The following is a 22,784-nucleotide window of genomic DNA, read 5'->3' on the forward strand; positions in this document are numbered from 1 at the left end:
CCTTGGACAGCTGCTTTCCAGTTTTGAACCTTGAAAGACGAGTGTGAGCGTCTTTCTCATGAAAGGAATGTACAATGTTGGAACTTCATGCCGTAACAGACGGAACAAAACCGGTCAACGAGCTAATACGCATAATTTTGTCCATATCAGATCATGTTGATTACGTTCATATACGAGAAAAAAATAAAAGACCATGTGAGATCATTCATCTTGTAGAACAGCTTTTGGCAAACGGGATAAGGAGAGAACAGCTTGTTATCAACGATCGGCTCGATGTTGCGCTCCTAACAGGCGTTCAAAATGTTCATCTTCCGGGAACCGGCCTGCCGGTAAAAAAAGTGAAAAGCGCTTTTCCGCAAATAAAAGCCGGTGTCAGCGTCCATTCATTAGATGAAGCGGTAAAAGCAGAAAAAGACGGAGCAGACTATTGTTTTTTCGGAAACGTTTTTGAAACGAACAGTAAAAAAGGACTTCCGGCAAAGGGAACAGATTTGCTTAGGAAAATCGTTGGACACGTCAATATTCCTATTATCGCCATCGGTGGGATCACGCCTGATAATATGCAAAAGGTTTTAGAAAAAAAAGCAAGCGGTATTGCCGTTATGTCCTATATCTTTTCTTCGAAAGATCCAGAGAGCGCTGCCAAACTTTTCAGGAAAGGGGAAGCTTTTTAAAATGAACGTTTTTGATGTTGGAATCATCGGGGGAGGGGTCATCGGCCAAGGGATCGCCTATGAGCTATCAAAAGCAGGGCTGAAGACCGCCGTGTTTGAAAGCGGCGAAATCGGAGGTAAAGCGACATCCGCTGCAGCAGGAATGCTGGGTGCCCATTCTGAAAATGAAAAAAGAGACATATTTTTTGAGCTATGCTTAGAGAGCCGAAATTTATATCCGAGCCTTGCAAAAGAATTATTGGAGCAATCTGGTGTGGATATTGAGCTTGTGCAGGAAGGCATGTATCGGCTTGCATTTACTGAGGAAGAAGGCCGCTTTCTGCAATCGCTCGCAGATGAGAATGAACTAGAATGGCATTCAAGGGAAAACGTACTGGCAAATGAGCCACATGTTTCTGAAGACATTGCGGGAGCTCTTTGGCTTAAGCATGACGGCCAAGTGAAAGGTTCATCTGTTTGCCACGCATATGCGAAAGGCGCTAGAAAATATGGTGCATCTATTTTTGAACAATGTCCTGTTTTCGACGTGATTAAAGAGGGAAAAGCATACAAGCTTGTCACTTCCCAAGGAGTTTTTATATGTGGAAAAGTCGTCGTTTCAAGCGGAGTTTGGAGTGGCTTTTTCTTTGAAAAGCTGGGGCTGAGAAATCCAATGAAGCCCGTTAAAGGAGAATGCTTAGCCATAAAACCGAAAAAACTGGTGATCAACAAAACAGTGTTTTACGAGCACTGTTATATCGTACCGAAAAAAGACGGCACCGTTATTATTGGAGCAACTTCTTATGAAAACGACTGGGATACGCATCCGACAGTCAAAGGAGTATCCGAATTAATGATAAAGGTTCAGAAAATTATGCCAGAAATCGGGTCTGAACCGGTCGTTAGTGCTTGGTCGTCGCTCAGGCCGCAAACAGCTGACGGCTGGCCGTATTTTGCCGAGCACCCGGAGCATGAGGGGATCTTTTTTGCGACCGGCCATTATCGAAACGGCATTCTTCTAGCGCCGATTACAAGCTTGATCGTAAAAGACATGATTTTGAAAACGAATCAATATGAGCGTTATATTCATACCTTTTCTTTAAACAGATTGCTTTCTGATGCGAAAGGGAGGTGATGAAACGGTGAAACTTCGCATCAACGGCCAGCAGATGGAAGTGGAGAATAGTGTTCGAAGCATTGAAGATTTGCTGAACTTTTTTCAATTACAGGAAAGAATTGTTGTCGTTGAACGAAATGGTGAAATTGTTTCAAAAGAACAATACAGTATCCAGACATTAAATGATGGTGATCAAATTGAAATTGTCCATTTTGTTGGAGGGGGATGATGATTCATGTTAAAAATAGGTGATAAAACATTTCAGTCGAGATTAATGTTAGGAACTGGAAAATATCCGTCTTTTGAGATACAAAAAGAAGCGGTGGAAGCCTCAGGTGCTGAAATTTTGACATTTGCCGTCAGAAGAATGAATATTTACGAGCCTTCACAGCCAAATTTTTTGGAGATGTTGGATTTATCAAAATATACGCTTCTGCCGAACACGGCTGGGGCAAAAACTGCGGAGGAAGCAGTCAGAATCGCCAAGCTTGCGAAGGCATCAGGATTATGTGATATGATTAAGGTGGAAGTAATTGGAGATGATAAAACGCTTCTCCCTGATCCGATTGAAACATTGAAGGCATCAGAGATGTTATTGGAAGAAGGGTTTATTGTTCTTCCATACACTTCAGACGATGTTGTTCTGGCGAAGAAGCTTGAAGAATTAGGGGTTCATGCCATCATGCCGGGAGCATCTCCGATCGGATCAGGCCAAGGAATTGTCAATCCTCTCAATTTATCATTTATTATTGAGCAAGCAAATATTCCAGTCATTGTTGATGCCGGAATCGGTTCGCCGGCAGATTGCGCACTCGCCATGGAGATGGGAGCAGATGGTATCTTATTAAATACAGCTGTTTCCGGTGCAAAAGATCCTGTGAAAATGGCGAAGGCAATGAAGCTGGCGATTGAAGCAGGCAGACTTGGATATGAAGCAGGACGCATTCCGAAAAAACGGTATGCACAAGCAAGCAGTCCAACGGAAGGAATGTTAACGACATAATGGAACGATATTCTCGCCAAATCTTGTTTTCTCCTATTGGAGAAGAGGGACAAAAAAAATTGCTGAAAAGCCATGTGCTCATTGTTGGAGCTGGAGCACTCGGCTGTGCAAGCGCTGAAATGTTAGCCCGTGCTGGAATCGGTAAAATAACCATCATTGACCGTGATTATGTCGATTGGAGCAATCTCGGGCGTCAACAGCTGTATACGGAAGAGGATGCGAAACAAAAGCTGCCAAAAGCGGTTGCTGCCAAAAAACATTTGCAGGAAATCAATTCGAACATTTCGATTGAAGCGATTGTGGGCGATTTCTCAATTGATTTTATTGAACATGTAAAGGATGTCGACCTTATCATCGATGGGACTGACAATTTTGAAACGAGATTTTTCATCAATGATTTAGCGATGAAGCACGAAATACCTTGGATCTATGGGGCAGTAGTGAGAAGTTATGGAATGACCGTTTCCATCGTTCCGAAACAAACACCATGCCTCCATTGTATGCTCCAAGCGATTCCGTCTGACGGAATGACGTGCGATACAGTTGGCGTGATCAGCCCGGCGGTGCAAATCGTCGCCTCTTATCAAACAGCAGAGGCACTGAAATATTTAGTCAGCGGAGAGGTGTCCAAGCAGTTAGTTTCATTTGATGTTTGGACAAGGGAGCATTCTGCAGTGGACATGACAAAATTAAAAAAGGCCGACTGCCCATCGTGCGGACATCACCCGACATATCCATATTTGTCGGTTGAAAATGGATTAAAAACAGCGGTTTTGTGCGGAAGGAATACCGTACAAATACGTCCGCAGCAAAAACAGAAGATTTCGCTATCAGAAATTACCAATCGTTTGCGCCCGATCGTGAAAGACTTAAAAGGAAATGCTTATTTAATTTCCTTTCAGGCGGATGATTTCCGCGTTGTGCTTTTTCAAGACGGAAGAGCATTAATTCACGGTACTAAGGAAGAAGAGAAAGCAAAAGCTATTTATCAACGTTACTTCGGAGCTTAAATGGAGGTGTGTTTATGACCATTGGAAAAGCGTTGACGATTGCCGGGTCCGATTCAGGAGGAGGCGCGGGAATTCAGGCAGATTTGAAAACTTTTCAGGAGTTGGATGTATACGGAATGAGCGTGATCACGGCCGTTACGTCTCAAAACACATTAGGTGTTCATGGCGTCTACCCTGTTCCGATTGAAGGGGTGATCAGTCAGCTTGATGCAATTGCTGAAGATTTATCGCCAGATGCGGTCAAAACAGGAATGCTTTTTAATCAAGAAATCATCCAAATCGTCTCAAATAAAGTTCAAAAGCATGGATGGGAAAAAATTGTCGTTGATCCAGTAATGATTGCAAAAGGCGGACATCCATTACTTGAAGAGTCTGCCATCAACGCGCTCATTAACGACTTAATTCCGCTTTCGTTTATTGTGACGCCGAACATCCCGGAAGCGGAAGCGATCACGGGCATCGAGATAAAATCGTTTGATGATCGGAAAGAAGCTGCGAAAAAAATTTGCCAAATGGGAGCAAAGCATGTGATCATAAAGGGAGGACATCAGCCGTCGGGCAGCGAAATCATTGATTTGTTGTTTGACGGGCATGATTTTTATGAATTTAAAGGCAACTATGTAAACACAAAGCATACGCACGGAACAGGCTGCACTTTTTCTGCTGCGCTGACAGCTGAGCTCGCCAAAGGTAAAGACGTTATCGAAGCCGTAAAAACCGCAAAAGAGTTCATCCATCTTGCTGTAGAAAATGCACTAGGCATTGGAGGCGGCCACGGTCCTACCAATCATTGGGCATATAAAAGAAATTTAGCTGCTTCGAAATAACATAAGCCGGACATATATGTTCTGGCTTTTTTCTCTTTTGTCCTTTATAATTATGATCAGGTATTAATAACTTGTAATAATGTTTAGGAGGATTTTCCATGAAATTGAATTTGGAAGGCCGAAACATTGTGGTCATGGGTGTTGCAAACAAGCGAAGCATTGCTTGGGGAATTGCCCGCTCTTTGCATGAAGCAGGAGCAAGATTGATCTTTACATATGTGGGCGAAAGAATGGAGAAATCGGTTCGAGAGCTTGTAGATTCGTTAGGACGGGAAGATTATCTCGTGCTTCCTTGTGATGTAACAAAGGATGAAGAAATCGAGCAGTGTTTTGAAAAAATTAAAAGCGAGGTTGGTGTGATTCACGGTATCGCTCATTGTATCGCCTTTGCGAATAAGGAAGAGCTGAGCGGTGAATATTTGAACACAACAAGAGACGGCTTCCTGTTGGCCCACAACATCAGTTCTTATTCTTTAACGGCGGTTGCGAAAACAGCCCGTCCTTTGATGACAGAAGGTGGAAGCATTGTTACATTAACTTACTTGGGCGGTGAGCGAGTCGTTCAAAACTACAACGTAATGGGAGTTGCGAAAGCGTCATTGGATGCTAGCGTGAAATATTTGGCGAACGATCTAGGTAAAGAAAATATTCGCGTCAATGCCATTTCCGCTGGTCCGATTCGTACGCTTTCGGCAAAAGGTATCAGTGATTTTAATTCAATTCTGAAGGAAATAGAAGAACGTGCTCCGCTGCGCCGAACCACAACACAAGAAGAAGTTGGAGACACGGCGTTGTTCCTGTTCAGCGATCTTTCCCGCGGTATTACAGGGGAAACGATTCATGTTGATTCAGGTTTTCATATTTTAGGTTATTAAGCTAGCTGAAAAAGATTAATCTGTGTGCGTTACTCGCACAAGATTAATCTTTTTTTATGGTAGGATAAAATGAAATTTTGCTGTCAGCTTCAAGGTGCCACTATTTCAAGCCGTGAAGCTTGGATTTATTGTTGATGTTCTGTTACGACTTTTTGTGTCAATGTGCAGCGATTTTCAAATGCTCTTTTGTCATAAGAAAAAGTTAGATTTCCGTCATGATTTCATTCTATCGTGTCATAAAATAATGAGAGAAATCATATTTGAGGGTGGCGATCAAACTTGATTAAAAAAGAAAAATTAGAACCTTTGATGTATATTGTCCAGCCGAATATAAAAAAACCTGAAGTGACCATGCAGTCGACGTTATTAAAAAAAATTGCAAATAATTCTAAGCAAGCGGTAAAGAGTACATGGACGAAAGAAGAGATTTATAAAAGAAGAAGAGAATTGGCAAATATGACGGTTCATGAAAAGATCGATTTCTTTTCAAGTCTTCCGGAGCATGTGTATAAAAACGTATGTGAAATTAAAACAGTAGAGAAAACATACAAAGGAATTATTTTGTCAAAGGAAAACGATGTCGTTCAAATCCGTACATTTGATCAAAATGAACCTTTGAAAATAAAATCGAAAAGTATTTTAGACATAAAAGTGTTAGGGAATTAAAATGGAGAACTCGGTTATGCCGGGTTTTTTATTTGAACGATACAAGTCTTCTCACTATGTTGGGGAACGAAAGGAGTATTGATTCCGATGGAATGGCATTGGTTTTCATTTGCTCTCATTGCATTGGCAACTTTTCGATTAACGAGAATTATAGTGTTTGATAAAATTGCTTCTTTTTTGCGCGCTCCATTTATAACAATTGTGGAGGAAAAAGCGGAGACAGGAGAAACCGTTTCTTTTTTCAGACCGAAAGGAAAAGGACTTCGATTGTGGATCGGTGAGCTTTTAAGCTGCTATTGGTGCACAGGAATATGGTGTGCCGCCATTTTATTTTTTGGAAATGAATATATAAACGGCATTTTCTATCCGATTACAGTTATTTTAGCGATCTCAGGCTTGGCAGGAATTATTGAACATTTACTTGATTGATTGTCGCCATTTACAATGTCCCTCAAGCACGAATTGAATAAACTAAGGGAATGGTTTGTTAAAGACATGAAAAGCGTTCATTTCGTCAGGAACGAATATTGAACCATGAACAATTTACAGCTTAAAATGCCCCTCAGGCGGAATCGGCTCACTCTGGGAATTAGATGTAAGGAAATAAAAGGGGTTCATTTTGGTCAGAAACGACAGGACGATATAGAACCTATAAACCTTTATAGCTTAAAATGATCTTCAAGCGGAATCGCTCACTCTGGGAATTGGGTGTAAGGAAATAAAAGGGGTTCATTTTGGTCAGAAACGACAGGACGATATAGAACCTATGAACCTTTACAGCTTAAAATGCCCCTCAAGCGGAATCGGCTCACTCTCGGAATTGGGTGTTAAGAAAGGGAAAGGGGATGAAAGTTGCCGTTTTGTCAGGAACGAAAAGGAGCAATTTGACCCCATTTATGAACGCAATAAATAAACATTTACAGCCGGAAGCTTTAATAATTTCTTGCTGATTTCAAACACCACTGTGGAGCATGTCCCTTAAGTCGAAGCTTTAGCAATAGACGATTCAAAAAAACGGAAAAGTGTAAGAAAACCTGAATTTTTTACGAATTTGATCCGTTCATCTCAATTTCATTGATTTATGAGACTGACATGGCGGCTGCATTTCTTTACGAGAAGTTTCAGCGTCAAAAAGTTTTTCTGGCGGCAAAGTTCTTATTCTGACTAGCACCCTGTAATGAATTTTGCCGCCTATCGCTGAAAGGTAAGCAGCCAATTTCGAATGATTGTGTGGAAAGGACAGATTGTTAAAGTCGTGAAAAAAGAAACGGTCAAAAAATGAAAGTTCTTTTATAACCGAAAGGAATATAAAGAACTTTCATAAACTTGACCGTCTGTTAATTGATAATAATTTTGTTTTCAAACGGAATGCCTTCTTTCTTCTCCTGGCAATATACAAACCCTTCAATCACCAGCGCTTCATCGAAGACATCGAATGGGAAAGTAATGTGAAAGCCTTCAAAAGAGATTTTTTCATTTGGTTCGATCGATAATTTTTCACTAGGTTTCAGCCAGTATTCCCCTTTTTCTTGAATTTGCTTTCGCCATTCCGGGTGCAAATACTCCCATTCCAAGGAAGAATGAGTATTATAGTTGAAATCATTTTCGTTTTGATTTTTGGTTGTAATGATTTTTCCGCTGAATTGAACGTGCTGATGGGGATGAATGTGAATGCATAATACAGGATAATGCAAAGGTTGTTCTGTGATGTTTTCCATCAAGGCATTGCCAAGAATCGTTACCGGATCATCGCTTTCACGAGGAAGAACAATCGAATACGAAAATTGAGCGCGAATCGGATCGTTTATGGAGGCGTTTTTTTCATTTTGGACAGATTCATTCTCTTGTCGTTGGACATTTTTTTCGTAAAGTGATTGGAATAAAAATTGAGAGACATCTAAAAGTTCATTTCGTTCAGCAGTTAATAAATCGATCCGAAGCTGCTCTTTTTTCGATTCGGTGATCAATCGTTCTTTTTCGTTTATTTCAAACAAAAGGTCTTGAATCTTTTTGTCAGCGGCTTGCTTTTCCTTTAATAAACCAGTGACAGCTGCTTTCAGCAGTTTTAATAGGTCGTTTCGCTCCTCTTCAACAATGGAAAGCTGATTGCTGATCTTTTCAACATGTTTCTCAGCTTCTTTTAATTGGGATTGAACGGAAAGGATTTCATGTTCAAATTGTTCTTTTGCGATGCGATATTGCTCGCTGGTTCGGATGACTGCTTTGTAATATTCCGTTTTTTCCTGTTCCTGCAGCAGCTTATTTTGCATGCTTGCCAATTCATTTTTGTATTTCGAAATTTCGGATTTATAGTGGATAAGCTGCTGCTGAAGCTGTAAATAATCCTGTTTGTTCCGTTTTATTTTGTTCATTGAATCTCCTCCTCGGACAAATAAAAAAATATAAGTGGAAAACAGTTTGTTGCCATTTCCTCCAAACAGAAGAATTTTTATTTAACGATTTAACAGGAAAATAGTATAAATGATAAAACCTCAGATCATTAATAAGCGTGATGTACGGAATTTGGCTGATAAGCGTTTCAAAACAGCCCAATTTGCTATAAAAGGATGGAAACTCACAAAGCGCCGCTACCGCCAGCTTTGAAAGAGCAGTTTTACTATACATATGTATGTTTCCTTCATTTAACACTTTCCCGGAAAAATGAGAGGAAAAATAAAAAGGGGAGAGCGTCCCCTTTTGCAATTAATTTATTCCTCCAAGGCGTAATCGTCGTTTGGAAAAATTTCCGGACATTGCGGCGGAATTTGCGGGTTTGCGCATGTAAGAGATGAAGGAAGTTCCCGACGAGGTCTGCAAAATTTTCCTTCTACCTCAAGCTTCACTTGGGCTTCCATTTGCACATCTAGACAGATCGTGATAGAAATGTCTAATTGGCTGAATGATTTATTATCCCAAATCAAGTTAGCGTCAGTTTCAAAATAGGAAACGTGGCTGTTTAATGTTGTGCCGGGCGGCGCGCATAGGAAGAAAGTTTGAACCGTTGCAAATGGAATAGCATCTGACACACTAGTGACAGTACCTTGCAAATCGGAGATCGCAACGACAATATACCCTCTGATCAGAACTTTTACTTTTTGAAGGGTAATTTTTCCTCCTTTTGGTAAATGAACGACTACCGATTGACGACCTTGCGGCTGAACGATTTCTGTCACCGTTATAGAATTTGGTGAATTTGGATCAACAGGATTTCCCAAGCTGTCTGATAAGTAGCAATTGACATTTAAAAGCCCATCTTCAAACAGTGAAAACGGATCTTCCGATGTCCCTGCTATTCCATCGAAATTAAAACCGATGGATGATAATTTTCTAAAGCTTAACTGAGGAAGATCAATTTGACGGTTCACCCAGTCATAAACTTTCGGAACGCGAATACATAATCTCTCTGTATCATGTCCCAAATGGCTCATGCTGTTACCTCCTAATCATTCTGATTTCCAAAACCTTCTTAGGTGTCGGACTACTGTATATTATGAGCAAACTGGTTAAATGTGCAGTGACAGGAGCGGAAAATTTAATTTTTTAAAAAATTCTCTTTCCATTAAAAGAATGGTTTTGCCCCGTTTTAAAAATTCATTTAAAAAGCCATTTGTATCTTTTTAGTAGGCTTCTGTCAACATTTTTTATTTGAGCTCATACATTTACAGTGAGAGGTGAGATAGATGGCGCAAATCAATAAAGAATTTTTGCAACGGATGAGAGCGGAGCTTGCGTTTTATAAAGAAAAGGCAAAAGAATCGATAGAATTGGAAATATTATTGCAGGAAAAAGAGCGGGAGCTTGAAAAAGCAATCAAAGAAAACGAAAAGCTAAAAGAAACGATCGAAAAGCACCGCCAGAGCAATGATCGAAATTTAAAGTGGGAGGAACGAAAAAAGCTTTTAGAAAAAATCGAAGTGTTAAAAAGAAAATTAGCTGAAAAAAATCATCATCTGGATGAAAATGAAAAAAAGGAGGACGAACAAAAACAGGAAGATTGGTTTTTCCGAATTTTAAAGGAAACGCAAGCCATTCAAGGAACAGTTGAACCTCAGGAACGGAAGGAATATTTTGTGAAGGAAAAAAACGAACAGAACAACCAAAAGGAATTTCATTTTTGGATGATGGACGATGTGGTCAAAAACGATTAGAAAGAACACAGATCAACCTTATTCTTCATACGATGAATAAGGTTCTTATTTTGAGGGAAAGGGGAGAAACATATTGAAAGAAAACATAAAAGTTTTTTCCAGTTCATCGACGAAAGAAAATGCGATCAAAAAGAAGATGATGAAAAAGAAAATACATCCATTCGGAATAAAAATTTACAATTCAACGACTTCCGGTGGCTGCGGCTGTGGGAAAAAAGGGTTTTAAAAAGGGAAATATGAACAAGCTCGAAAAGGAATTCGTCAAATGGATCGAAGGTATGTACAAAGAACATGACAAAGTGCAGCAAAAATGTTCAAGCTGGATGATGAAAAAAGACAGGGAGCTTTTAGACCTTGAAAAAACGGCGGCAAAATTTGAAAAAGAGATCGAAAAGATTGAAAAACAAATTTGATAGGGAAATGAAAAGGGAATCAAAACAGGTTGAAACCCCACCTAAAAAATCCGCACTTGCCCATCTTATGTGTCCACTCCAAATGAGGAATTGCTTCATACAGTATAGTGATGAATAAAGGAGGAGGTGCAGAAAAATGGGCTTTGGTTGCGGATATGGTGGATACAGCTATCCTTATAGCGGCGGTTTTCATAATAACAGCTTTGTGCTAATCGTCGTTTTATTCATCTTGTTGATTATCGTTGGTTGTTCCTGTTTTAAATACTAATCTGTAAGTCTTTTACAATACTAATGGTGAGTGCTGGTCACGGATGGATGTCCGCCTTTTAGAAGGCGGACTGTACTTTTTCTTCATCACGTTTTCATTTCATTTTCATAAAATATTAAGGCCTGTTATACAGGACATTTCGACAATTTAGGAGGGGACGAATTTCAGAATGGATCATATTTTTAAAAATATTGAGAAAAAAACCGGCGTCAATATGAAAGATGTACTCGAACTGGCCAATTCTTTGCAAAATTCCAATTTTAATGATGAAGCAACTGTCAGAAAAGTGATCAAGCGGGTTGCGCAATTGGCGAATCGGCCGGTTCCAAGAGAATTAGAAAATAAAATTGTCAATGCGATTGTAAACGGAAAAGAAAATATGGATTTTAACACCATCGCCAATATGTTGGACAATAAGAAAAAATAGCGCGTCAGCGGGTGTGCTCCCGCTGATGTTTTTTTACATGATGTTTCAATTTTTAGAAAAACTGGTAAAAATGAATGACAGATCGATTTAGAAAATAATTTTTTGCAAATCAAGAAAGGAGAGAGCAACATGGGATATATTTTTTCCGTTCAGACTCCTGCCTTTTATGAATATGCCAACAGAGCTGTTCAGCCAAAGGAAGATTATGCGAAAGTCAAACAGCGAAACAATGTTATGATGAATGAAGAATATTGGCATTTCCAGCGAAAGCAAGATTTATTCGCAAATAAGCGCAAATATAGCAAAAAAAGATTTCATGAATATGTTTAGAAACAAGCTAATATTTTTGGACAAATAATCCGTTGTTTTGATCCCATTCCGCGTAAAAAACATCTTTCGCGTCTTCCACACTGTAAGCGAGAAGCTGCTGCTGAAGCCATTTTTCATCAAAACCTGCTTCTTTTAAATTTTCACTAACCACTTCTCCGTCAACAATAATCGTGTAGGGGATGGTAGCTGGCGAAGATAAAATATTTAAATCGTTTCGGGTCGGCTTATCAAATTCCGATTTTTTCAATACGCTGATCGTGCCGTCCGTTTCAAGAACTGCGTATTCCACTTCGCGGATCGAAAAAGCTCCTTTTGCTCTTAGTAAATGTTGAAGCTGGTTCATATCAAGCTTGTTTTTTTTCAGCTGATCACGAATAATTTTTCCTTTGTGGATGACCATTGACGGAGCTCCTTCCAGTATTCCGCGGGTTCTTCTCCATTTTTGTGTGATGAATTCCAATAAATAGATTAGCATTCCCCATATCACGACCGTAAATAATATTTTTTCAACGCCCATTTTTACATCAAATACAGCATTGCCAACTAGCTCACCTAAAACGAGCGCAGAGATAAAATCGAACGTCGTGATTTGCGTAATTTGTGTTTTACCTAGTATTTTTGTCAATAGAAAAAGGGCAAAGAAACCGAAGACCAGTTCAGTGGCAATTGCTACAAATTCCATTTCCATCACCTTTGCTAAGATCGGTAATGGTTAGGTTGTCCCAACTGCCGAAATTCATGTACATTCTTTTAAAAAACTATGGGAAGTCGTGCGGTGGAGAAAATGGAGAAACATTCGAATTGATCTGAATGTAATACAGGGAGATTTTTAACCTCTTTAACACGCTTTCTGACCATTCCAAATGAAAGACCGCAATCCGCGGCCTCGTTTGGTTGTCTTTATTTATGAATGTGGATGTAACGTTTTTTCCATCGTGACATGAGGAATGCCCGCATCCATAAAAATATCGGAAACGGTTTGATATCCATGCTTTTTATAAAAATTTTCTACTTGTACTTGGGCGTTCAATTTTATTTTCTTTAATCCTTTTTCGGCCGCGAGTTTTTCAAGTGTTTCCAAAATGATATTTCCCGCTCCTTTTCCGCGGTATTGTGGCAGAACACAGATCCTCTCGAGCTTTCCGATGTTGCCAATGACACGAAATCTGCCAGCTCCAACAGGCTGATGATCGTCATAAAGCACGACATGCTCGGCAAAGGCTTCATATTCGTCGGTCTCTATTTCTATCGGAACGTTCTGCTCTTCTACGAATACTTTTTTTCTTACATATAAAGCATCATTTCGTTGTTTTTCATTAATAGCTTTGACTGCCTTCATCAGTCTCGTCCTTCCCCAAGCAGGAATGTTTCATAAACAGTCCATGAGCCGTTTTCTAATTGATATAAAATGTGGAATCGGTCGATCGTTTCCACGTGTTGAATTTTTAACATTTTTAAGCGGCCGAGAACGTCAGAATGTTCATCATCCGATAAATTTTGTCCGATTGTAATGTGAGGGACGAAAGCGTACTCCGGCTCCTCTTTAAATTTTCCTTGATGGAGAAGCTCATGCAATTTTGTTAACTCTGGATTTGGTTCAACTTTTAAATAAATAACGTTATTGACAGGAGCAAATGAACTGAATTTGTAGACGGAGAGTTTAAAAGGCTTAACCTGTTTCGCAATTTTCCTAAGTTCTTTCACAGTGTCGCCAATTTCTTTTTCGTCAGCTTCAAACGGTGCCTTCAATGTTAAATGAGGAGGGACAAGCGCATAATTCGGATCGTAACGTTTCCTATATGAGTTGGCAATGTCTTGCAGCTTTTTTGAAGGAAATAACACAATTCCGTACTTCATTTTTTTTGCCTCCTTGATATTTACTCGTATTCTTTATTATAACAACTTAAAGAATCAATTTTCATGATATAGCAAACATTTTTTTTAATATGTCTTTTAGCAGCGGCTGCCAATATGTCCAGCGGTGATCGCCGTCAAATTCTTCATAAATGCATTCGAATCCTTTATGTACCATTTGTTCATGAAGTTTTTGATTGATTGTATAAAAATCTTTTATTTTCCCATCAGTCGTTTTTACAGCCGTTTCCTGTTTCCCGATTTGATGATAAATAGATAGTAAAGAGGGCTGTGAAAAAGCATCGATCGCTTCTAACACCTTTCCATCCACATATGGTGATTGCATGATCACTTTTCCAAATGTATGCGGATAATGAAGCGCTGCCATAAGCGAAACGGTTGCAGCTAGAGAATCGCCGATAAGCGCGCGGCCTCTTCCTATTGGCAAAAGCGGAAAACGTTCTTCTAAAAATGGAATTAATTCATGAGCTAAAAAACGGATATAACTGTTGAACTGGCTTCCATCGGGATGATATTTTCTTCTTCGATCTTGAATGTCTTTATAAGGAATGCCGACGACAATCAAATCTTCAATCGTTTGCTCCTCCGTTAACTCCTCAACAAAACGCGCGATCCTTCCCAGTTTAAAATAGTCTCCGCCATCTTGAGCAATGAGAAGATGATGATGAGATAATGGAGAAAAGGAAGTCGGCAAATACATGAGCAAAGAAACTTCTTCCCCCAGCTCTTCGCTAAAAAACGTTTCTTCTTTTATAGGTGCGACTTTTTGGGCCATACCAATTCCTCCAAAATTGACTAATTACCAGTTAGGCTGGACTTCTCATTATTTTATCACTCTTTTGAAAAGTCTCCAACAAATAAAAAGGTTGACAAAATAAAAAATGCTTATATAATGATAACGACTAATCCGATAAGATAGGTAAGAATGATCATATACTGGGGGAATTACTTTGTCTGTCCAAATTGCGCATATTTCAAAAACATTTCAACATCATGGCGTCTCCCAAACGGTTCTTGACCAAATTGATTTGACTGTGCAGAAAGGAGAATTTGTTTCCATTCTTGGCCCTTCCGGCTGTGGCAAGTCGACGTTATTATCGATTGTTGCCGGGTTAACAGCCCCCACATCGGGAAAAGTGCTGGTAAACGGGAAGGAAGTAAAGGGACCTGGAAGCGACCGGGGAGTAGTGTTCCAACAGGCAGCCCTTTTTCCATGGCTGACAGTTGAGGAAAATGTCATGTTTCCGCTGAAGAAAAAAATGCCGAAGGAAGAAGCGAAAAAAAAGGCGTACGAATATTTGGCCATGGTTCAATTAAGCCAATATGCCAAGCATTCTCCGCACGAGCTTTCCGGCGGCATGCAGCAGCGCGTATCGATCGCAAGAGCTTTGGCGATGGATCCTGAGGTGCTCTTAATGGATGAGCCGTTCGGAGCGTTGGATGAGCAGACGAGATCACGCCTGCACGAAGTGTTGGAAAAAATTTGGATCGATACGAAAAAAACAATTCTATTTGTTACGCACAGCATCCAAGAGTCGTTAAAATTATCGGACCGTATTATCGTCATGGGTACAAGGCCTGGGAGAATTATTGATGAAATAGAAGTGTCTTTTCCGAGACCACGTGATGAATTTAGAAAGCAGCTTGCTGAATATGAAGAGCGCATTCAAAAGCTGTTGAAGTCAGAAATTGATAAAGTAGTGAAAGAGGAAGAAAGTTATGCAGCAGGTCGTTAAACGAATCATTTTTTATGCAGCCGCACTGGGTATATGGGAAGCAATCGTCAAGCTGTTAAATATTAAGGCTGTCGTCTTTCCGGCTCCGAGCGATATTTTTCAGGCATTGTGGAACGGTTTTGCTGATCTAACTCTTGTCTATGATTTGCTGGCAAGTTTTCAGCGGCTGGCAATCGGGCTTGTGATTGCTCTTATTCTTGGAACAGTGTTAGGCGTCGTTTTTGCAAAATCGAAAGTAATTGATGATACCATTGGCTCTTTAATTTTGCCGTTGCAAAGCGTGCCGAGCATCGTTTGGCTGCCTCTAGCCATCATCTGGTTCGGTTTAAATGAAAAAGCGATCATTTTTATTGTCGTGCTCGGTGGAACGCTTGTGATGACATTGAATATGCGGACAGGGATTAAAAGCGTTCCTCCAATATATACAAATGCGGCAAGGACAATGGATTACAGCGGATTTTCTCTGTTTACACACGTGATTTTTCCAGCAGCCATCCCGCATGCAGTAACTGGTGCAAGGCTTGCTTGGGCGTTTGGGTGGAGAGGCCTGATGGGTAGCGAGCTGTTAAGCACCGGCCCGGGTTTAGGCTATACGTTAAAATTCGCATCAGATTTTGGCGATATGGCGTTAGTGATGGGCATTATATTTATCATTGCCTTAATTGGAATTTTAGTAGATTTAGTTTTTTTCAGCAGAATTGAAAAGAAAGTGATGAAAAAATGGGGATTGCTTGAACAATAAAGGAGGAAGTTGAGATTATGAAGAGAAAAGGTTTGCTGCTATCATTTATCACCTTGTTGTTAATTGGGATTTTATCTGCCTGCGGAGCCGGCGGAGGGAATGAGGCATCAGGAAAAGAGAAAAGCGGAAAAAATAAAGTAGTCATCGGCTATTTCCCAAATATTGACCATGTTCCGGCGATGATTGCGAAGGAAAAGGGCTACTATGAAGAAGCGCTAGGGGATCAGGTAGAGATTGAATATAAAACTTTTCCGGATGGCGGTGCTTTTATGACAGCGTTGAAAACCGGCGAAATTGACGCCGGGCTTGTCGGTCCAGCTCCTGTCATGAATAACTATTCTAATGGTGCAGACGTGAAAATTATTGCCGGTGCGTCATCTGGGGGTACTGTCGTCGTAGCAAGCAAAAAAAGCGGAATCGAAAGCTTAGATGATATTCATAATAAAACATTCATTACTCCTGGTGTCGGCTGCACTCACGATGTCCAATTTGAAACGTACTTGCAAGATTACGACATTGCTTCATCAAGAATCGGCGGCACATTAAAGCATACAACTGGAAACCCGGCACAATATCAAGCTTTCTTTGAATCGGGAAAAGTGGATTTAGCCGCTGTGCCTGAGCCTTGGGCTTCATTATTAATAAAAGACGGGGCGAAAGTGATTGTCGATACGAAAGATATCGCCTATGGCACAACGCTTCCGAACACTGTTTTAGTGACGAGCAACAAATTTATTAAAGAAAATAAAGATTTAGTTCAAAATATTGTCAAAGCCCACAAAAAAGCAGTCGACTTCATCAATAAAAACAAAGAGGAAGCACGCGATATTGCCATTCAATCGATTAAAGAAATAACAAATCAAGAGCTTGACCCAGAAATTATCGACAGCGCTTGGGAACGTGTCCGCTATACAACCGAAGTGGATGAAAAAGTTCTTCAAGACTTTTCTAACTCTTCTTATGACTTGAAATTTTTAAAAGAAAAACCGGATCTTAAAGGTCTTGTAGATACAAGCTTTTTGAATTAAGTAATAAACCCCCTATACAGAAGCTTTTTGATATTATGCGGCTTCTGGATAGGGGGGTTATTTTGTTGATGTAAATTCAAGATGAAGCAGTTGTTAAAACAGGGCTTATCCCAAAAGTTGTTTATGACTATGCCTGTATATTGGGATTCTGTTGTTGTGAGAGCTTTTTATTCAAATCGCTCGAATAAGCTCCCGTTTTTTCACATTGTTTGGAGCTGTCCAGAAAGTCAAAATCCATTGAAAACGAAAGATCATAAATATTGATATATCAACGTTTCTAAAACATTAAAGGGGCTGTCTAATAAGCCGGAAAATCGACTTATTAGACAGCCCCTATATGAATTTCAATTTCTCCATTTGGGCCGTATTTTTCAAAATCATATGTGTAAGCCCGCTCTAATAAACCAGTTTCTTCTTGCTTCCAAATCTTACTCCAAGTTTTAAAAATGCCTTGTTCGTCCGTTTTATCTACTTGAAAAACTTTATTTTCATGTTCCTCGGGATTTCAATTAAAAGCTTCCCCATTATTTTCTTCAATTGCAATGCTTAATAAATAATCTCCTCTGTAGTCGCTTTCATAATCATAATAAATTCCGTACACATTGTTTTGATGATGTTCCAGTTTTTAGAAAGCGTTTTCTCACATAATTTTGATTTGCCCCATCATTTGCTCGTCATGAAAATTATTGGTTCGTATGCTGTCGATCATATACAGCATCATAAACAGTCTTTCCTTTCCATAATATTGATAAAAAAGAGAAGGCGCATCAGTAAAGAATGTTCAGCATATTTTCCAACGGCACGTTTATGTTCATCTTTTTTGCTTCCCAGCTTCACCTGCAAAACAAATATCGCATCTTCGTTTTCTGTTCAGCTGCTTTATGGAGTACGGGTTCGTTTGACAGAAGTTGGAGAAAAATTTATCAAACGATTAGTTTGCCAATTCAATTGTTTCATTCACTGTTTATTAAATACTCTTAAAATTTTCCAATTCCTCTAAAGAAGATCACCTCGTTCACAATTTTTCTCCAAATACGACAGCTTCCGAATTGGATATTTATATTTTAAAATCTATTAAAATTTGGGAAGCCTCAGGGGAAAATAAAACCACTTTCATTGAAATGATGGAGGATCAAAGGTGATCCATACAAAAAAATTTCCCTTTTGGCTTTCGCAAAAAAACATTTCAAGAATCGACGGATTATTTAAAGAATGTTCTTATTTTTCTTTAGTTTTACTGAAAATAAATCAAAGTTATCGGAATTGTTGGCAGGAAACGTCTTGAATTTTTTTTAAAACTGAGGTAAAGTTATACCTATCAAAAGTTCATATCGGAATTCTTATCGAGAGAGGCGGAGGGAACTGGCCCGAAGAAGTCTCAGCAACCGGTACAAGGACGGCGGCATGATAACCTTTGTACCAAGGTGCTAAATCCAGCAAGCATTTTGCCGTAAGATATGCTTGGAAGATAAGAAGGAGCCAAACAATAAACGCCTTCTTCTTATGAAGAGGGCGTTTTATTTTTAAAGCCTCCTCTACAGGCAATGAAAGCAGCACATTTTTACTAACTAAAAAAGGAGGAAAGTCAAAGATGAATATTGAAACAGTTTTGGCCCAATTAGGAAATCGAAGTGAAGCTCTTACAGGAACAGTAAGCGCCCCCATTTATTTGTCCACAGCCTACCGGCATAAAGGAATAGGTGAATCAACAGGCTATGATTACACTCGGACAAAAAATCCAACGAGAGAGCTTGTCGAGGACGCCATAGCCAAATTGGAGGGAGCCGATCAAGGATTTGCATTTTCTTCCGGAATGGCAGCGATTCAGACGATTATGGCTTTATTTAAAAGTGGAGATGAACTGATCGTTTCAAAAGATTTATATGGCGGGACATACCGCTTGTTTGAAGAAGAGTGGCGCAAATACGGTCTTTCCTTCCACTATGACGATTTTACGTCTCGCGAATATACGGAATCATTAATAAACGAAAATACTAAAGCGATTTTTCTAGAAACGCCCACTAATCCGCTTATGCAGGAAACATCGATTTCCTCGTTGGCGGAATTGGCCCGGAAGCACAATTTGCTGCTGATCGTTGACAATACGTTCTACACACCTGTTTTGCAGCGTCCGATTGAAGAAGGAGCGCATATCGTGATTCACAGCGCAACGAAATATTTAGGCGGTCACAACGATGTCCTTGCCGGCCTGGTCTGTGCAAAAGGGAAAGAAATTTGCGAAAAATTAGCCATGCATCAAAATGCAATTGGTGCGGTATTATCTCCTTTTGATTCGTGGCTGCTGCTTAGAGGAATGAAAACTTTATCATTGAGAATGGCCAAACATCAGGAAAATGCAAGGGAGCTGGCGGCATATTTAAAAGAGCTTCCTGAAATTGATGATGTATTATATCCTGGCAGAGGCGGAATGCTTTCCTTCCGTGTGAAAAAAGAAGAATGGGTCAACCCGTTTTTGCAGAATCTGAAATTAATCTGTTTTGCGGAAAGCCTTGGAGGGGTAGAAAGCTTTATAACGTATCCAGCTACCCAAACACATGCGGACATTCCGGAAGAAATCCGAATTCAAAACGGTGTATGTAACCGGCTTCTCCGTTTTTCTGTAGGGATTGAAAGCGTGGAGGATTTGAAGGAAGATCTCAAGCAGGCATTGCAAGCAGCTGCGAAAGGGGATTTACTAAATGCATGACCAATGGAGCTTTCAAACAAAATTGATTCATAATAAACATAAGGTTGACCCGACAACTGGTGCTGTCAGCGTGGCGATTCAGCAAGCGTCAACGTTTCATCAGCAAACATTGGATGAATCTCCTGAATTTGACTACAGCCGTTCAGGAAATCCAACACGAAAAGCGTTGGAAGAGGCGATTGCCGAACTGGAAGGCGGAGTGAGAGGCTTTGCGTTTGCTTCTGGGATGGCCGCTATATCAACAGCTTTTCTTTTACTTTCTTCCGGTGATCATGTTTTGGTCACTGAAGATGTGTACGGCGGAACATACCGGATCGTTGCCGATGTTTTATCGCGCTTTGGCATTGAATATACGTTTGTCGATATGACGGACCTTGATGCCGTAAAAGCAAATATACGTCCGAACACAAAAGTGATTTACATTGAAACGCCCTCGAATCCGCTGTTAAAAGTGACGGACATTCGAGCAATTGTACAGCTTGCAAAAGAAAACGGCTGTTTAACATTTGTTGATAATACATTTATGACTCCGGCTTTGCAAAGGCCTCTCGATTTAGGGGCCGATATTGTTTTACATAGTGCAACAAAATTTTTGGCAGGTCATAGCGACTGTTTGGCAGGACTGGCAGTTGTGAAAGATGAAAAGCTTGGCGAAGAGCTTTACAAACTTCAAAATGCCTTCGGCGCTGTTCTCGGCCCGCATGATTGCTGGCTTGTATTAAGAGGGTTAAAAACACTTCATGTGCGGCTGGATCAATCCGTCAAAACAGCTTCTCAATTAGCAGAATTTTTGAAAAAGCACCCTGCCATTAAAAAAGTGTACTATCCAGGTCTTCACGATCACCCAGGGTCAGATATTCATTTGCGGCAAAGTGTCAACGGTGGAGCGGTTTTATCGTTTGAACTAGAAGATGAAAAAGCGGTCAAGATTCTTGCTGATCATGTTCAGCTGCCTGTTTTCGCAGTCAGCCTTGGTGCAGTTGAATCGATCTTGTCGTATCCAGCTAAAATGTCCCATGCCGCGATGCCGAAAGAAGAACGGATCAAAAGAGGGATAACCGATGGTCTTCTTCGATTAAGCGTAGGGCTAGAAAATTTTGAAGACTTAAAAAATGATTTGGAGTCTGGTCTTTCTACTGTTTTGGCCTATCAATAAATTTTTTCTTACCTTAATAGAAGACAGGGAGATGTCGAATACCGACAATTCCTGTCTTTTTTTTATGTTGATAATCTAGCTGACATATTATCCCACATTTTTTCATTTGTTCTTTAATATGATAGTAATGCACCCAAAGTCAAACGAATTTAAAAAGGGGGAGTATCAATGATCAAATGGCGAAGCGGACTTATATTCTTAACAGCTCTTCTTTTCATAATGATCATTTCTGCGTGTGGAAATAACAGCGAAGGAGGAAGCAGCAAAAGTGATGGCTCCAATCAAAGCGGGGAAAAGGCAGGAAGCAAGACGTTAAGCATTTTAACCGGAGGCACAGGAGGAACTTATTACCCGCTCGGCGGATCGATGGCGCAAATTATTTCGGAAGAAACGGACTTTAATGCAAATGCACAATCTTCAGGAGCATCAGCAGAAAATATGCAAGCGCTAAAAAATGGTGAAGCTGATATTGCGTTCTCGCAAACTGATATTGCTGCTTATGCATTAAACGGTGAATTGATGTTCAAAGACAATAAAGTCGACAATGTTAAAGCAATTGGGACTTTATATCCGGAGACGGTGCAAATTATTACAACAAAAGATAGCGGCATCCTTTCTGTTGAAGATTTGAAAGGCAAGTCGGTTTCCGTTGGTGCCCCTGGGTCTGGAGTGAATGCAAACGCACAGCAAATTTTAGAAATTCATGGATTAAGCTTTGATGATATTAAAGCGCAAAGCTTATCTTTTGACGAATCAACGGACGGCATTCAATCCGGAAGCATAGACGCTGCATTCATTACTGCGGGGACACCGACGGCTGCAGTTGAATCGCTCTCAGCACAAAAAGAAATTAGAGTAATTCCGATTGCGGATGACAAAATCAAACAATTGATAGAAAAATATCCTTACTATGCTGAAGATACAGTACCAAAGGGGACATATAAAATTCCTGAGGACGTAAAAACAGTCGCTGTAAAAGCGATGCTGGTCGTCCGCGGCGAATTGGATGAAGATGCCGTATACAATATTACAAAAGCGATTTTTGAAAATACAAATAAAATTACTCACGCAAAAGGCAAATTAATCAAAGCGGAGGCAGCCCTTGATGGAATAGGCAATTTGCCGCTTCATCCAGGGGCTGAAACGTATTTTTCAGAAAAAGGAATTCAGCCATAACGCATCAAAGATAGGCCGTTTTAAACGGTCTATCGATTTCATTTATGTAACTCCATTTTAGGCGGGGATTTTCATGAGAGCTAGGATGAAAGCTTTGTTCATCTGTCTTCCCCTTTTTATGACAATCAACGTTTTTTTATTTTTCCTTCCTATTGTAAATGCCATCGCTTTTTATCATGAAGATCAGAATGACTTATTAGGTTATCTGCCTGTCCGTGATGATGACTTGTTTCAAATTCAGTACACTCATTCCATCCATCTTACGGATGTGAAGGAGACATATACATTACGCAATAACAAAATCATTCAGACAGAACTTGAGTATGAAAATTTTGCTGTTGGAATGCCTTCTAATGTGGAAGGGGAGGGGAAATTTTTAGAAAAGGATGGAAAATTTTTTATAAAAAACATGGAGCGAGAATTTTCCTATATTGATTTGAGAATTGGACAAGTACAGGCCGATCACCGAATCGTTTATCAAGGTAACAGCTACAAATTGGCGGATTTTTTTGGACCCGGCTCATGGGTAAGAATAAAACCGGCAAAAATCAGTATTTGGCAGCAGGTGAAAGGAGTGAATATTCGTGAGTAAAGAGAAATTTGACGTACTGTCAGAAGAAGAGCAGC

General features: G+C 40.0%; 28 protein-coding genes and 1 riboswitch. Of the genes, 22 read left to right on the plus strand and 6 right to left on the minus strand.

Annotation, left to right across the window (positions count from 1 at the left end; translation table 11 throughout):
• Positions 1-74: 74 nt before the first annotated feature.
• The 9 genes from tenI (at position 75) to RI196_RS05580 (ending at position 6,580) form a co-directional block, all read left to right on the plus strand.
• Positions 75-674, plus strand: coding sequence for a thiazole tautomerase TenI (tenI, locus tag RI196_RS05540; RefSeq protein WP_311067046.1), 600 nt, complete (start codon positions 75-77; stop codon positions 672-674).
• Position 675: 1 nt separating this feature from the next.
• Positions 676-1,788 carry a glycine oxidase ThiO gene (thiO, locus tag RI196_RS05545; protein WP_311067047.1) on the plus strand — a complete coding sequence of 371 codons (1,113 nt, stop codon included), beginning with the start codon at positions 676-678 and terminating at the stop codon, positions 1,786-1,788.
• A gap of 7 nt (positions 1,789-1,795) precedes the next feature.
• Positions 1,796-1,999, plus strand: a complete 204-nt coding sequence (thiS, locus tag RI196_RS05550; protein WP_066248320.1) for a sulfur carrier protein ThiS — start codon at positions 1,796-1,798, stop codon at positions 1,997-1,999.
• Positions 2,000-2,005: 6 nt separating this feature from the next.
• Positions 2,006-2,773, plus strand: coding sequence for a thiazole synthase (locus tag RI196_RS05555; protein WP_063387504.1), 768 nt, complete (start codon positions 2,006-2,008; stop codon positions 2,771-2,773).
• Entirely contained in the window at positions 2,770-3,783 is a 1,014-nt protein-coding gene (locus RI196_RS05560; RefSeq protein ID WP_311067326.1) for a ThiF family adenylyltransferase, read from the plus strand. Before RI196_RS05555 ends, RI196_RS05560 begins: the two co-directional genes overlap by 4 nt.
• A 14-nt stretch (positions 3,784-3,797) precedes the next feature.
• On the plus strand, positions 3,798-4,610 hold the full coding sequence (gene thiD, locus RI196_RS05565; protein WP_063387506.1) for a bifunctional hydroxymethylpyrimidine kinase/phosphomethylpyrimidine kinase: 813 nt from the start codon (positions 3,798-3,800) through the stop codon (positions 4,608-4,610).
• Positions 4,611-4,708: 98 nt separating this feature from the next.
• Positions 4,709-5,485 (plus strand): enoyl-ACP reductase FabI, encoded by a 777-nt coding sequence (gene fabI, locus RI196_RS05570; RefSeq protein ID WP_063387507.1) that lies wholly within the window; start codon positions 4,709-4,711, stop codon positions 5,483-5,485.
• A gap of 279 nt (positions 5,486-5,764) precedes the next feature.
• Positions 5,765-6,151 carry a CotO family spore coat protein gene (locus RI196_RS05575; RefSeq protein WP_063387508.1) on the plus strand — a complete coding sequence of 129 codons (387 nt, stop codon included), beginning with the start codon at positions 5,765-5,767 and terminating at the stop codon, positions 6,149-6,151.
• Positions 6,152-6,238: 87 nt separating this feature from the next.
• A complete protein-coding gene (locus tag RI196_RS05580) occupies positions 6,239-6,580 on the plus strand; it encodes a DUF1360 domain-containing protein (protein WP_311067048.1) in 342 nt (113 codons plus the stop codon).
• A 908-nt stretch (positions 6,581-7,488) separates the two neighbouring features.
• Here the strand turns inward: RI196_RS05580 and RI196_RS05585 are convergent.
• Both RI196_RS05585 and RI196_RS05590 read right to left on the minus strand, forming a co-directional pair.
• On the minus strand, positions 7,489-8,523 hold the full coding sequence (locus RI196_RS05585) for a hypothetical protein (protein ID WP_311067049.1): 1,035 nt from the start codon (positions 8,521-8,523) through the stop codon (positions 7,489-7,491).
• Between the two features lie 336 nt (positions 8,524-8,859).
• A complete protein-coding gene (locus tag RI196_RS05590; RefSeq protein WP_063387513.1) occupies positions 8,860-9,579 on the minus strand; it encodes a BMQ_0737 family morphogenetic spore coat protein in 720 nt (239 codons plus the stop codon).
• 252 nt (positions 9,580-9,831) lie between these two features.
• On the opposite strand from RI196_RS05590, the gene RI196_RS05595 reads away from it, so the two are divergent.
• The 6 genes from RI196_RS05595 to RI196_RS05620 all read left to right on the plus strand — a co-directional run bounded on the left by RI196_RS05595 (position 9,832) and on the right by RI196_RS05620 (position 11,737).
• Positions 9,832-10,299: a hypothetical protein gene (locus RI196_RS05595; protein ID WP_063387514.1), complete on the plus strand. Its 468-nt coding sequence runs from the start codon at positions 9,832-9,834 to the stop codon at positions 10,297-10,299.
• A gap of 73 nt (positions 10,300-10,372) precedes the next feature.
• Entirely contained in the window at positions 10,373-10,525 is a 153-nt protein-coding gene (locus tag RI196_RS05600) for a hypothetical protein (protein ID WP_161939805.1), read from the plus strand.
• Positions 10,506-10,712: a protein YjzK gene (gene yjzK, locus RI196_RS05605; protein WP_063387515.1), complete on the plus strand. Its 207-nt coding sequence runs from the start codon at positions 10,506-10,508 to the stop codon at positions 10,710-10,712. The genes RI196_RS05600 and yjzK overlap by 20 nt, the downstream gene beginning before the upstream one ends.
• Before the next feature lie 136 nt (positions 10,713-10,848).
• Entirely contained in the window at positions 10,849-10,980 is a 132-nt protein-coding gene (locus RI196_RS05610; protein ID WP_311067050.1) for a YjcZ family sporulation protein, read from the plus strand.
• A gap of 169 nt (positions 10,981-11,149) precedes the next feature.
• A complete protein-coding gene (gene spoVIF, locus RI196_RS05615) occupies positions 11,150-11,407 on the plus strand; it encodes a sporulation-specific transcription regulator SpoVIF (protein ID WP_063387517.1) in 258 nt (85 codons plus the stop codon).
• Positions 11,408-11,536: 129 nt separating this feature from the next.
• Complete coding sequence (locus RI196_RS05620; RefSeq protein WP_311067051.1) at positions 11,537-11,737, plus strand: hypothetical protein; 201 nt, start codon at positions 11,537-11,539, stop codon at positions 11,735-11,737.
• A 7-nt stretch (positions 11,738-11,744) separates the two neighbouring features.
• Here the strand turns inward: RI196_RS05620 and RI196_RS05625 are convergent, their stop codons facing one another.
• From RI196_RS05625 to RI196_RS05640, 4 genes are all read right to left on the minus strand, one after another.
• Positions 11,745-12,419 (minus strand): DUF421 domain-containing protein, encoded by a 675-nt coding sequence (locus RI196_RS05625; RefSeq protein WP_311067052.1) that lies wholly within the window; start codon positions 12,417-12,419, stop codon positions 11,745-11,747.
• Between the two features lie 222 nt (positions 12,420-12,641).
• Positions 12,642-13,076, minus strand: a complete 435-nt coding sequence (locus RI196_RS05630) for a GNAT family N-acetyltransferase (protein ID WP_063387520.1) — start codon at positions 13,074-13,076, stop codon at positions 12,642-12,644.
• On the minus strand, positions 13,076-13,594 hold the full coding sequence (locus RI196_RS05635) for a YjcG family protein (RefSeq protein ID WP_063387521.1): 519 nt from the start codon (positions 13,592-13,594) through the stop codon (positions 13,076-13,078). Before RI196_RS05635 ends, RI196_RS05630 begins: the two co-directional genes overlap by 1 nt.
• 61 nt (positions 13,595-13,655) lie before the next feature.
• Complete coding sequence (locus RI196_RS05640) at positions 13,656-14,387, minus strand: alpha/beta hydrolase (protein ID WP_063387522.1); 732 nt, start codon at positions 14,385-14,387, stop codon at positions 13,656-13,658.
• A gap of 175 nt (positions 14,388-14,562) precedes the next feature.
• On the opposite strand from RI196_RS05640, the gene RI196_RS05645 reads away from it, so the two are divergent.
• From RI196_RS05645 to RI196_RS05675, 7 genes are all read left to right on the plus strand, one after another.
• The gene (locus tag RI196_RS05645) at positions 14,563-15,348 is read left to right on the plus strand and encodes an ABC transporter ATP-binding protein (protein WP_063387523.1); all 786 of its coding nucleotides are present in this window, start codon (positions 14,563-14,565) and stop codon (positions 15,346-15,348) included.
• Positions 15,332-16,090 carry an ABC transporter permease gene (locus tag RI196_RS05650; protein ID WP_094245366.1) on the plus strand — a complete coding sequence of 253 codons (759 nt, stop codon included), beginning with the start codon at positions 15,332-15,334 and terminating at the stop codon, positions 16,088-16,090. The genes RI196_RS05645 and RI196_RS05650 overlap by 17 nt, the downstream gene beginning before the upstream one ends.
• A 17-nt stretch (positions 16,091-16,107) precedes the next feature.
• Positions 16,108-17,118: an aliphatic sulfonate ABC transporter substrate-binding protein gene (locus RI196_RS05655; protein ID WP_063387525.1), complete on the plus strand. Its 1,011-nt coding sequence runs from the start codon at positions 16,108-16,110 to the stop codon at positions 17,116-17,118.
• Positions 17,119-18,455: 1,337 nt separating this feature from the next.
• Positions 18,456-18,593, plus strand: a riboswitch (SAM riboswitch).
• Between the two features lie 116 nt (positions 18,594-18,709).
• Complete coding sequence (locus RI196_RS05660) at positions 18,710-19,825, plus strand: methionine biosynthesis PLP-dependent protein (RefSeq protein ID WP_066248281.1); 1,116 nt, start codon at positions 18,710-18,712, stop codon at positions 19,823-19,825.
• Entirely contained in the window at positions 19,818-20,981 is a 1,164-nt protein-coding gene (gene metC / locus RI196_RS05665) for a cystathionine beta-lyase (protein ID WP_063387528.1), read from the plus strand. The genes RI196_RS05660 and metC overlap by 8 nt, the downstream gene beginning before the upstream one ends.
• A 168-nt stretch (positions 20,982-21,149) precedes the next feature.
• Positions 21,150-22,157: a TAXI family TRAP transporter solute-binding subunit gene (locus RI196_RS05670; RefSeq protein WP_144596586.1), complete on the plus strand. Its 1,008-nt coding sequence runs from the start codon at positions 21,150-21,152 to the stop codon at positions 22,155-22,157.
• A 73-nt stretch (positions 22,158-22,230) separates the two neighbouring features.
• Positions 22,231-22,749, plus strand: coding sequence for a DUF1850 domain-containing protein (locus RI196_RS05675; RefSeq protein WP_311067053.1), 519 nt, complete (start codon positions 22,231-22,233; stop codon positions 22,747-22,749).
• Positions 22,750-22,784: the final 35 nt, after the last annotated feature.

It is taken from the genome of Aeribacillus composti (genome assembly GCF_031760945.1).
In the GTDB taxonomy this organism is placed as follows: Bacteria; Bacillota; Bacilli; order Bacillales; family Aeribacillaceae; genus Aeribacillus; species Aeribacillus composti.